The sequence below is a fragment of the uncultured Parabacteroides sp. genome (assembly GCF_947855115.1).
GTDB lineage: Bacteria > Bacteroidota > Bacteroidia > Bacteroidales > Tannerellaceae > Parabacteroides.
On sequence record NZ_CANTZW010000051.1, the window covers coordinates 1 to 11585 of the forward strand.

An 11585-nucleotide genomic window follows, 5' to 3' on the forward strand; every position below is an offset into this window, starting at 1 on the left:
CGATCGTTTTCATTCGCCACTTTTTATGCACTTAATATACTAATGTACGGGCGTACATTAAAAGATATAGTTAACGAAAACTACCCTATAATCATAAATCATACCACTTCCGGCAACAGAACGATTCCTTCAAACACTCAAGGAATAACAAAAAGACAATCCTGACAATTTGTAACCCGGACTACCGGAGAGGCGAGTATATCAAGCTAAGGTACGACAAGCTTTCAAAATCGAAAGAAAAAAACAGCAATATCCTGTCTCATTGACAGATAATCAAAAACAGGCTTTTATTCTAGCGAAATAATTCATCAGAATTCATCGTATTTAAGGCAAAACGGATAATCCTTATGCTTCCAACACCTTTTTCATGGGGTCGTAACAGCCTTTTCATCCGGATGTAACGGCTCTTTCAACCGTATGTATCGTCCGACACGTCCTATCGTGTTGGCAAACGCGACCTATCGTATGTGGAAATGGATACTTTTCCGCATGTTTCCACCCGTTTTAGCCTCCGTATCCTCACTGTTTCACGGTTCTAGAAAAAACGGCCTGTCCGCAGAGCAGGCTTATTACGATCATATTGCCACTGATAAGCCCGATCCGCTTACAATCGCATTCCACGACGATCACATCAGCTCTACCTTTTTCTGCATGACCTTAAAGAAATGGCGGGAGACTACGATATCCCTTCTCTGATCAAAAGGAGGCTCCAAAACACAAAACCGACCATCGATCATCGTCAAGTAATTAAGGTTGATGATGATTTGCTGGTTTACTTGGACAAACACGGGGGAATAACCTAGGATATCCTCTGCCGTCGTATTCCTCCTTAACTGGAGGCGGCTTTGATCATGCAAGACCACGTACCATTGTTTATCCCCCTTCACATGCTCGAAATAGCCGATCTGCTCCAGACGAAGTATCTGGTAGCCTGTGATCGTCGCTACCATAAATGTCGTTTGGTTCCGGGGCAGCAGGCTAGATAAGGAATCGCTAAAAGCCCGTTCCGGACGCTTGCTCTCGCTATTCGTCAAGAAACGGTTCATCACGGTCTCGAAATCCTCCTTGCCATAAGGCTTCAGCAAGAAATCGAAGGCAGATTCCCGCAGGGCATTCAGCAAATACCGCATATAGGAAGTATAGAATATCACCTTCATGCCCCAAGTCACCTTATCCCGGATATCGCTTAGCAACTCCAGACCGCTCTTGAAAGGCAACTCGATATCCAGGAATATCAGGTCCGGACGTTTTCTCAGGATCAAGCTCTCTGCGGAATTAGCGTCGGAGGCCACCCCAACGACGATCATCGCAGGGTAGTTCCTCAATGAGGAACGAAGCTTCTCTATATCAGATATCTCATCATCTATCAGTATGACAGAATAGGTCTTCTCCATATCATCACAACGTATAATTATAGTTCGAAGGGATAAAGAAAGTCACGATCGTGCCAGTCCCCTCCACCCCATTCTTTTCTCGCACCGAATAGGTTATTTTCTCTTTATTCCTCATATTCAGCAATTGGATCGTGCGATACAAAACCTTCACCCCCGTGCCCGTTCCATTCGCGTGCCCCAGGTCAGAAAGCGGCAGATATCCCGGACCGTTATCTTCTATGCGGATCAAGATCCCCTTATCCTTACGACCGGCAAAGACAGATAAATGTTTCTCGCCCTCTATAGTCCGCAAGCCATGTTTAACGGCATTCTCGACAGGAATCTGGATCAACATGGCCGGTATATAAATCTCGTCTCTCGCCAAGGAAGGATCGATATCCCACTCCAAATGGAAATCCGGCTCCAATCCTTGCGTCTGCAAATTCAAGTAAGTACGGACAAAGCGCAACTCCTCTGCCAGCGTAACGCTAAGCTTCTCCGTGATCTCCAAGCTACTACGCAGCAACTCCACCAACCCCGAAAGCTGCGTACGGCGGGAGCTACCCTCTTCCTCCGAGCAGATCTCCCGGTTCAATACGTTGAAGATGAAATGAGGAGACACACGGTTGCGGATGCTCTCCATCTTCAGTTTCGTCACCTGATCGATATGGCTTAGCCACTGGGCACGTCGCTTGCGCTTCATATAATAATAAACCATGCCGCTGACGATTAATAAGATCACAAAAAGCAAGATCCAAATCCAACGGGTCATCTCCAGGTATTCCATCCGGCCGGCTTGCTGCCTGATGATAACCTCCCGTTTGAGCAAAGTCGTATCTTGCCTATAACGCATATCGATCTCGGCGACACGCATCCGGGTTCGCTCGCTGCGGATATTGTTCTCAATGACGCTATTCTCGGTCTGGTACTCATAGGCACGCTTGAAATCGCCCGTGGCCGCGAAATAATCCTGCAAGTTCTTGTTACGGATCGCTATCATCTTGGGATCTATCCCAACCGTATCCGTATAACTTCGCGACAATTGATACGCCAGCCCGGGGTTCCCCTCTTTCAAGGCCAAGGAAGCTTTCAGGGTCGTCAAGTGATACAAGGCTGTCTTATTATTATAGGTATGAAAATACTTGAACCCTTTTTCCAGATAAAGACGAGCGGAATCCAACTGTCCCAAGCACAGATAAATCTCCCCTAAGTTGATCTCGCACACGTTGGTATAGAAATCCATGCGAGTAGGCCGTGCCACCTCGCGGGCTCTCAAGAACCAAGGAAGCGCCTTCGCGTACTCCTTCTTGTAATAATAGTAATTTCCCCGGCTATTGCAAAAGGCAAACTTCTCGCTCAAGTTACGGGAATCCAGCTCCTTCTCCGCCAAACGGTAAAAATGGTCGGATAAGTCGAAATCCCTTAATTCCATATATGTCTCGCCCAAGCCCAGGTAAATAGGGAAAGACATCCGATCCATGATCCCCAACGAGTCGCTCACGAAAAGGGCTTGGCGAAAATAACGGGCTCGCTGATCGTAAGCTCCCTTCCGGGCATATATATCCGCTATATTGATACAAATATCCGGGATTTTATGCTCCATCTCACTCTGCCGTATCTCTTGGTATGCTCTGGAATAACAGAGAAGGGCCGAGTCCGTTTTATCCAAGAACGAATAATAATTCCCAACCGTATTCTCCAAGATTCCCAAGAGGCCATGGATACCCGGAGACATCGGCACCCGGTCGCAATACTCCAAGACCGCCCGGCGCAAGACAAAACCCGAGTCGTATACGCTATTGGCAAAATAAACCTGGCTCTTAACCGTGAGCGATTTATAATATTGAAAACTGTCTTCGGCCAAACCCAGCGCCTCATCCAGCATGGAATGAGCATACCGAGGATTCCGGTAGATAGAATCCATGGCTATACGCTCCAGCGAGTCTATCCGCAGGCCATCAGAAGCACCGGAAGCCTTTTCCGGGAGCTTTCCACAAGAGAACAAGAATACAAAATGGGAAAACAATAGAAAAAAAGAGATGAAACGAATATAAACCCTATTTTTTACCATCCTGTTGGCGGTTTTAAAGTTCATATGCAAAAATATTTAAAAAATTAATCCACGCAATTATTTCATCCGATAAATATCCAAAATCAATTACATTTGTAAATCTAAAATAGAATACATATGAAAAACTTGATGATTCCTGCGCTGGCGTTATTCTTATCGGCCGCGGCGCAAGCAAGCGACAGTCCGTTATGGATGCGTTACTGCGCGATCTCCCCGGACGGGCAGACAATCGCGTTCTCTTACCAAGGGGATATCTACACAGTTCCCTCCTCCGGCGGAAAAGCCCGGCAGTTGACCACACATCCGGCACATGATACCCGCCCGATCTGGTCGCCCGACGGACAGAAAATAGCTTTCGCCTCCAACCGTAGCGGCAACTTCGATGTATTCCTCATGAACAAAGAGGGAGGCGAGCCTCAACGACTCACCACCCATTCCGCAAACGAATACCCCGCTACCTTCAAGGATAACAAGCATGTCTTGTACCTGGCCAACATCTTGCAAGACGCCAAGGACATCCAATTCCCCGGTTCCCGCTTCATGCAAGTATACGAGGTAGGCACGGACGGCGGTAGACCGGACTTGTATTCTTCGTTATACATGGAGAACATAGCCTTCAGCAAGGACGGTAGCAAACTGCTATACAACGATTACAAAGGTTACGAGGACCCCTGGCGCAAGCATCACCAATCTTCCATCACCCGCGACATATGGTTATGTACGCTGGGAAAAGACCGCTCTTTCCAGAAAGTCACCTCTTTCAGTGGCGAGGATCGTAACCCGGTATGGGCTCCAGACGGCTCGTCTTTCTATTACCTGAGCGAGGAAAAAGGAAGTTTCAATATATTCAAGAAAGATCTGGCAAGCGACAGCGGGAAACAAATCACGACACATACGACGCACCCTGTCCGTTTCCTGACCTCCGATAATTCCGGCACTTTGTGCTATAGTTACGATGGAGAGATCTATACCGTCAAGGAGGGACAGAAACCGGCCAAGGTGAATATCCAGATCGTAGCGGATAAGATCGAGAACGACGTGATCCACCGTCTCCTGACCGACGGAGCCACGGATATCGCCGTCTCCCCGAACGGGAAAGAAGTGGCGTTTATCACCCGCGGCGACGTATACGTAACGTCCATCGAGTACGAGACAACCCGCCAAATCACTAACACGCCGCAGCAAGAGCGCGATATAGACTTCAGCCCCGACGGGCGTTCATTGGTATACTCTGCCGAGCGGGAAGGAACATGGGGCATCTACGAAAGCAAGCTAACGCGCGACGAGGATAAACAGTTCACCTACGCCCCGGAGTTAAAAGAGGAACCTCTTGTCGTATCCGGGCAAACCTCGTTTCAACCCTTGTATTCGCCGGACGGCAACGAAGTGGCTTTCCTCGAGAACCGTACCACGCTACGTGTCATCAACCGGAAGACCAAGCAAGTCCGCACCGTATTAGACGGGAAATATCTCTACTCCTATAGCGACGGAGACCAGCATTTCCAATGGTCGCCAGACAGCAAATGGTTCTTGGTGGATTACATCTCCATCGGGGGCTGGAACAATACGGATATCGCTCTCGTGAAAGCGGACGGCAGCGGTGAGGTAACGAACCTGACGGAAAGCGGTTATTCGGATGGCGACGCGAAATGGGTATTAGGCGGCAAGGCCATGATCTGGTCTTCAGACCGCGCAGGTTTCCGCAGCCACGGTAGCTGGGGGGCCGAACGAGATGTATACATCATGTTCTTCGATGGCGAGGCCTACGATAAGTTCCGCCTCAGTAAAGAGGAACTGGCCTTGATAGAAGAGGACGAGAACAAGGATAAGGACGAGGATGAGACCTCCGGCAAAGATTCCGGCAAGAAAAAAGGGAATAAGGAAGAGAAAGACAAACCCGTAGAGCCTTTGAAGTTCGACCTCGCGAATCGTAAGGACCGGATAATACGCCTGACTGTCAACTCATCCTCTTTAGGAGATGCCGTACTCTCTCCTAAAGGAGATAAACTGTATTATTGCGCCGCTTTCGAGAAAGGCTTTGACTTATGGGAACATGACCTGAAGGAGAAATCCACCAAGTTATTGATCAAGAACGTAGGCCGGGGCACTTTATTCGCTGACAAGAAAGTAGAGAATCTTTACCTTACCGCCGGCGGCAAACTAAAAAAGATCGAGCTAAAGGATAACAAGGAAAAACCGATCGCTTTCAAGGCCGAGTTCGCTTATCGCCCGGCCGAGGAACGTGCCTATATCTTCCACCACGCCTGGCGCCAAGTATTGGATAAATTCTATGACCCGACTCTCCGGGGTATGGATTGGAAAGGGTACGAGACCGCTTACGCCCGTTTCCTCCCGCATATCAACAATAATTTTGATTTCCAAGAGATGCTTTCCGAATTATTGGGTGAGCTGAACGGTTCCCATACGGGCGCTCGTTACAACCCGGGGCTAACCGGACCGGAGACCGCCAGCTTAGGCGCTTTCTTCGACAACTCTTACGCGGGCGACGGATTGAAGATCGAGGAAATCATCGCCAAGGGACCGCTGACGTTGGCCGATAGCAAAATAAAGAAAGGCTGTATCATCGAGAAAATAGATGGCAATTCGATCAAGAAAGATGCGGATTATTATCCGTTATTAAGCGGTAAGGTCGGTAAAAAGATAATGCTCTCTGTTTACGATCCTACCAGCAAACAGCGTTTCGAGGAACAGGTGAAACCGATCGGTAACGGAGATTTATCGAATCTCCTTTACAAAAGATGGATCGAGAATTGCCAAGAAACCGTAGACAAGCTATCGAACGGGCAAATCGGATACGTACACGTGAGGGGCATGAATAGCGAGAGCTTCCGAGAAGTCTATTCCGCTTTACTAGGCCGCTGCCGGAATAAGAAAGCCGTAATCGTGGATACCCGCCACAACGGAGGAGGCTGGCTGCATGACGATCTAGCTACCTTGTTAAGCGGCAAGGAGTACCAACGCTTCGAGCCTCGCGGACAATACATCGGTAGCGATCCTTACAATAAGTGGACCAAGCCGTCTTGTGTCTTGATGTGCGAGGATAACTACTCCAACGCCCATGGCTTCCCTTGGGTATACAAGACCTTGGGCATCGGTAAACTGATCGGCGCCCCGGTTCCCGGAACCATGACCGCCGTATGGTGGGAAACGCAGATCGATCCGACCTTGGTATTCGGAATCCCACAGGTAGGCGTAAAAGATATGCAGGGTAATTATCTGGAAAACCAGCAACTGGAACCGGATATCGAAGTATACAATACCCCCGAGGCACAACTGAGCGGTGAAGACACGCAATTAAAAAGAGCGGTAGAAGTCATGCTCCAGACCGTAAAATAATTTCATACGAGGTAAAAGCCTTTTTCTCCTAGAGGAAAGGCTTTTACCGCATATAAAGTATTTCTCACAACGAGCAGAAGAAAGATACGAAAAACGGAACCGTAAAATCCACCAAGATCCCATGAAAGATAGAGACAAATACCAGGTCCTTCCCACTATAGCGGGTAATAATCGGCAATGTAGTATCCATCGTCGTAGCTCCTCCCGCGCAGATCGGCGATAGCCTCCCGAAATATTTAACGAACAACGGAGCGCCCAACAAAGCGAATATCTCACGGATAATATTAGCGATCAAGGCGATCGTTCCCAACTCTGCCGCCAGTTGCGTCCCCAACGTCGGTTCTTTCAGCTCCGTTATCAAGATGGATGATAATGAGTAATAGGCGAAGCCGCTTCCAACCGCCAGGCAGTCGAACACGCTCCACTTGGTCAAGACGAGACTGATCAAGGCCGAGAAGCTCAACGTCCCGACAATAGTAGCCAAAGGCACCAATAAAAGTTTTGGTCGTATACTCGACAAGATCTCTTTCAGCTTCTTATCGCTTCCGATACTGATCCCTACCTGAAACATCAATAGGTAAAGCACATAAACCGTTATATCGTTCTCGATAACGACTTGCGGCAGATAACCGCTCCATCCCAACAAACACCCCAAGGCAAAGAAACCCACGACGATCAAACTCCCTTTCATCCCTGGCTCCTTTCCTTAAAAAAGAAGTGATAGACTCCCCATGCCGCCAAGACGCTACCCAGCGTGCCGGCCGCGGCGATCAACAAGGCCTGCCAGCCCAATGTCGTAAGATTATTCACGATAGATTCGTTAGCCCCTACCGAGATCCCTAGCAGGAACAAAAGAAGGAGAATCGTATAAGAAATAAGCGTACCGATCTTTTGCAACGATTCCACCTTACGAAAGAAATACCCGACGGCAATGCCGCAGAACATGATTCCGATTACTGTAAACATCCTTTTGTAGTTTTTGCCGCGAAGTTAACAGAAACTCACAGTACCACAAAACCGTTACTTCCTCGTTTTCTTGAATTTTACGGGAATCCGCATACCTTCAGCGTCGGTCCTTCTTTCCAGCTTATTCCTTTTCCGGGTCATAGCTAAGTCCACAGGCATTCTGTCCACATAAGAAGAAGAGCTTCTTCACGCTCATTCCTATAATCTTATGTATTAAATAAGCAATAGACTTAAATGTAGAGACCAATCTTCGGTCTTCCGAGATATGCTCCAATATACGGGCATCAAAATCTTGCCCCAAAGGAGGTAATGTCTCAGCCTCATGAGATACGAACCAAGCCTTATAGGGTAACAAGTCGGGAGGTAGCACCGCCGAGGAGAAAAAACGGCGTAATTCCCGCTCTTCTTCCACGGACGTGGCGCATTCCCAATATTTATCCAGCAACTTATTTATTCGTTGATAGTCCATACACGATCCAAAAACAGGTTATCTCACCGCATACCGCTCCATCCTTTCCTTATCTCCGGAATATGTCTCCCTCAATGCCAGATTACGTGCCACCATCATGCAATAAGAAGGTAAGTTCTCTATGACAACCCAACTATCCCGGTCTCCCCAAACCTTAAGCAGGGCTTCCTGAACGATCCGCTCAGACTGCGCCACGTCTCCGGTAATCCGGAAAACAACCCGGAAAAGGTTATTCTTCAGCGGCAATATCTTTGTTTTAAATTCATTTGTCCTCATACCTTTTTTACTTGTAAGACGAGCGAATCCCGAAAAAGGTTGCAGATTTTAAAAGGAAATTTCCAATATTCCCTCAAAGCCATTATCTTTGTGACAGATGATTGATAATTCGCTTATTACAAACTAAATCAATAATAACAGTGAAAAGAACGATCTTATTTTTCCAAGCCGCTCTTGCTTGCCTGCTGGCCGGATGTAAGCAAGCGCCGGAGCCACCACAACTACAAGATGAGGTGAGGTATGTAGACCCATTCATCGGAACCGGATTCCACGGACACACATTCCCCGGAGCTACCCGCCCATACGCGATGGTACAGCTAAGCCCGGATACCCATATCCTGGGTTGGGACGCAAGTAGCGGTTACCATTATGACGATGACCACATCTATGGATTCAGCCACACGCATTTGTCCGGTACAGGTATCGGAGATCTGGGCGACGTGGCCTTGCTGCCTTTCTCCGGCGGAGACTCCATCAAACCGGTAGCCACTTTCAAGAAAGACACCGAGAAAGCCACACCGGGGTATTATGCCGTCCGTCTGGACAACTTTGGCATCGACGTGGAATTGACTTCCACAGATCGCGTAGGTTTCCATAAATATACGTATGACAACCCGAAAGAACGCCGTGTCATGCTTGATCTGGGGCATATCCTGCAACCCAACTGGGGGCACAAGCTAGTCGGCAACCAATATTTACTCGTAAACGACTCTACGGTGGAAGGAACCGTGAAAACGCAAGGGTGGGCGCATTTCCACTCCATGTCGTACAGGATTACTTTCTCGGAGCCGATCGAGACCGTATACCAATACATCGGGGGGAAATTGCGTAAAGACTCCTTGTTCTTACGCCTGAACACAGCCGAAGATTTGAAGTTCCATTATAAATTCGCGGAAAAGTCACAACCCCTTTATGTGAAAGTGGCCCTATCCGTAGTCGATCCGGAAGGTGCTGAAAAGAATCTCGAGGCCGAACTGCCCGGATGGGATTTCGATAAGACCCGCGAGGAATCAGCCCGTATCTGGAACGAGGCGTTGAACCTGATCCAGATTGAAGCCGATCCGAAAGTCATGGTCAATTATTATACGGCCCTTTATCATACCATGATCGCTCCATTCGCTTACCAAGACGCGGACGGGCGTTATCTGGGCATGGATAAGAAAGTACATACCGCCGAGCCGGGCTACGTGAATTACTCCGTATTCTCCTTGTGGGATACATTCCGTGCGCTCCACCCGTTAATGACAATCATTAATCCTACCCTAGCGACAGATTGGGGCAAGGTGCTAGTGCAAGGTTACAAAGAAGGTGGAATATTACCTAAATGGCCCTTAGCTTCCAGCTATACGGGCTGTATGGTGGGATACCCGGCGGTAGCGGTTCTCGCGGACCTCGTCGCGAAAGATTTAGCGGAAGGCGATATGAGTACTTGGGCAGAAGCCGGCGCACGCTCTTCCGTTTACCGAGAGGATCTTGCCGAGAAATTCAAAGGAACCCGCGAATTGGATCTGATTACGATGCATCCTTACTATAAAGAGAAATACGGTTTCGTCCCCGCCGATTCTGTTCCTGAGTCCGTATCATGGGGATTGGAAATGGCATACGAGGATTGGTGTATCTCCCAAATCGCCAAGAAAGCCGGCAACACGGAGTTAGCGAACGAGTACGCCAAGAAAGCCGAGTACTACAAACGTTATCTAGACCCGGAAACGAAGATGATGCGCCCGGTAATGGGTGACGGTTCTTTCCGTACCCCGTTCAACCCCCGCTATTCTTCTCACATGAAGAGCGATTATACCGAAGGGAACGCTTTCCAATGGAGTTTCTTCGCGCCGCACGACATGGATAACTTCATCGCCGCTATCGGTGGCAAGAAAGAGCTGGAAACACGTTTGGACACCTTATTTACTACTTCTTCACAGATCGACGGGGCAGAAGCTTCCGGGGATATCACCGGATTGATCGGCCAATACGCTCATGGAAACGAACCGAGCCATCATATGGCCTATCTGTATAACTGGACGGATTCTCCTTGGAAAGGCCAAGGGTATCTCGATTATATCATGCAGAATTTCTATACCAATGAGCCGGATGGTATTATCGGTAATGAGGATTGCGGACAGATGTCGGCTTGGTACGTCATGAGTGCCCTAGGCTTCTATCAGGTATGTCCGGGTATTCCGGTTTATACGTTGGGCCGTCCGATGGTAAACAAGGCTTCTATTCATGTGAAAGGTGGTATTTTCGAGATCGTTGCGACCAACAACAGCTCTGCTAATAAATACGTGAAAGAAGTCAAGCTAAACGGCAAGGTCTTAGAGACTCCTTTTATCAGCCATTCTGATATCGTGAATGGAGGCAAACTCGAGTTTATCATGACCGACCAGCCCGTAAAATAAACTCATATAAAGAAATATAAAAACAAAGGGTGAATCAGTACATTGGTTCGCCCTTTGTCTTATATTTGCCTTTAAACGATTAAATAGAGAAACTATGTTACTTACAACGACTAACACTATTGAAGGTAAAGAAATCACCCAGTATTTCGGAATCGTATCCGGTGAAACGATCATCGGAGCGAATGTATTCAAAGATTTCTTCGCAGGTATCCGGGATATTGTAGGAGGACGAGCGGGCTCATACGAGAGTGTATTGCGGGAAGCGAAAGAAACGGCCTTAAAAGAGATGAGTGACCATGCGGCACGGATGGGCGCAAACGCTGTGATCGCCGTGGATCTAGACTACGAGACCGTAGGTGGAAGCGGAAGCATGCTAATGGTTACTGCCGCAGGAACAGCCGTACGCTACCGATAATCCTTCAAATGAAATACTTTGGAGCCGGATTAAGCGAATCACATAAAGAACTAAACCGCATTATCCGTAAAGAGGTAGATACAAAAAAGACGCAGCACCAACACCCAGGTAGGCGCACCCCATACAGGTTCCCTTTCTTTGTAGAGACGGGGCGTGCCCCGTCTCATCACGGACTGATAGTATTCCAAACATACAAATAAGATTCCCGTCAAACATCGCGAGGGGAGGAGACGGGGCACGCCCCGTCTCTACAACTGGG

Annotated in this window: 10 protein-coding genes; 3 read left to right on the forward strand and 7 right to left on the reverse strand. The window is 48.2% G+C overall.

Annotation, left to right across the window (positions count from 1 at the left end; all coding sequences use genetic code 11):
• Positions 1-626: 626 nt before the first annotated feature.
• Together Q0110_RS17905 and Q0110_RS17910 are read right to left on the reverse strand one after the other, a co-directional pair.
• Complete coding sequence (locus tag Q0110_RS17905) at positions 627-1394, reverse strand: LytTR family DNA-binding domain-containing protein (protein WP_297909743.1); 768 nt, start codon at positions 1392-1394, stop codon at positions 627-629.
• Positions 1395-1398: 4 nt separating this feature from the next.
• Positions 1399-3468 (reverse strand): histidine kinase, encoded by a 2070-nt coding sequence (locus Q0110_RS17910; protein ID WP_366139706.1) that lies wholly within the window; start codon positions 3466-3468, stop codon positions 1399-1401.
• A gap of 93 nt (positions 3469-3561) precedes the next feature.
• On the opposite strand from Q0110_RS17910, the gene Q0110_RS17915 reads away from it, so the two are divergent.
• Positions 3562-6801 carry a S41 family peptidase gene (locus tag Q0110_RS17915; protein ID WP_297909749.1) on the forward strand — a complete coding sequence of 1080 codons (3240 nt, stop codon included), beginning with the start codon at positions 3562-3564 and terminating at the stop codon, positions 6799-6801.
• Between the two features lie 64 nt (positions 6802-6865).
• Here Q0110_RS17915 and Q0110_RS17920 read toward each other — a convergent pair whose 3' ends face one another.
• The 4 genes from Q0110_RS17920 to Q0110_RS17935 form a co-directional block, all read right to left on the reverse strand.
• Entirely contained in the window at positions 6866-7492 is a 627-nt protein-coding gene (locus Q0110_RS17920; protein ID WP_297909752.1) for a lysine exporter LysO family protein, read from the reverse strand.
• A complete protein-coding gene (locus Q0110_RS17925; protein ID WP_297909756.1) occupies positions 7489-7767 on the reverse strand; it encodes a LysO family transporter in 279 nt (92 codons plus the stop codon). The genes Q0110_RS17920 and Q0110_RS17925 overlap by 4 nt, the downstream gene beginning before the upstream one ends.
• A gap of 121 nt (positions 7768-7888) precedes the next feature.
• Positions 7889-8236: a hypothetical protein gene (locus tag Q0110_RS17930; protein WP_297909759.1), complete on the reverse strand. Its 348-nt coding sequence runs from the start codon at positions 8234-8236 to the stop codon at positions 7889-7891.
• 18 nt (positions 8237-8254) lie between these two features.
• Positions 8255-8512, reverse strand: a complete 258-nt coding sequence (locus Q0110_RS17935) for a sigma factor (RefSeq protein WP_297909762.1) — start codon at positions 8510-8512, stop codon at positions 8255-8257.
• Between the two features lie 140 nt (positions 8513-8652).
• On the opposite strand from Q0110_RS17935, the gene Q0110_RS17940 reads away from it, so the two are divergent.
• Positions 8653-10911: a GH92 family glycosyl hydrolase gene (locus Q0110_RS17940; protein ID WP_297909764.1), complete on the forward strand. Its 2259-nt coding sequence runs from the start codon at positions 8653-8655 to the stop codon at positions 10909-10911.
• A 94-nt stretch (positions 10912-11005) separates the two neighbouring features.
• Entirely contained in the window at positions 11006-11326 is a 321-nt protein-coding gene (locus Q0110_RS17945; RefSeq protein ID WP_297909767.1) for a heavy metal-binding domain-containing protein, read from the forward strand.
• Between the two features lie 60 nt (positions 11327-11386).
• On the opposite strand, the gene Q0110_RS17950 is transcribed toward Q0110_RS17945, so the two are convergent.
• The coding region (locus Q0110_RS17950) for a hypothetical protein (RefSeq protein WP_297909770.1) at positions 11387-11585 on the reverse strand (199 nt) is incomplete at its 5' end.

What these genes read in the sequence shown, in the direction of transcription:
- Q0110_RS17920 (WP_297909752.1), bottom strand. Translation starts at nt 7,492, where the DNA reads ATGAAAGGGAGTTTGATCGTCGTGGGTTTCTTTGCCTTGGGGTGTTTG.
- Q0110_RS17930 (WP_297909759.1), bottom strand. Translation starts at nt 8,236, where the DNA reads ATGGACTATCAACGAATAAATAAGTTGCTGGATAAATATTGGGAATGC.
- Q0110_RS17910 (WP_366139706.1), bottom strand. Translation starts at nt 3,468, where the DNA reads ATGAACTTTAAAACCGCCAACAGGATGGTAAAAAATAGGGTTTATATT.
- Q0110_RS17945 (WP_297909767.1), top strand. Translation starts at nt 11,006, where the DNA reads ATGTTACTTACAACGACTAACACTATTGAAGGTAAAGAAATCACCCAG.
- Q0110_RS17925 (WP_297909756.1), bottom strand. Translation starts at nt 7,767, where the DNA reads ATGTTTACAGTAATCGGAATCATGTTCTGCGGCATTGCCGTCGGGTAT.
- Q0110_RS17935 (WP_297909762.1), bottom strand. Translation starts at nt 8,512, where the DNA reads ATGAGGACAAATGAATTTAAAACAAAGATATTGCCGCTGAAGAATAAC.
- Q0110_RS17905 (WP_297909743.1), bottom strand. Translation starts at nt 1,394, where the DNA reads ATGGAGAAGACCTATTCTGTCATACTGATAGATGATGAGATATCTGAT.
- Q0110_RS17915 (WP_297909749.1), top strand. Translation starts at nt 3,562, where the DNA reads ATGAAAAACTTGATGATTCCTGCGCTGGCGTTATTCTTATCGGCCGCG.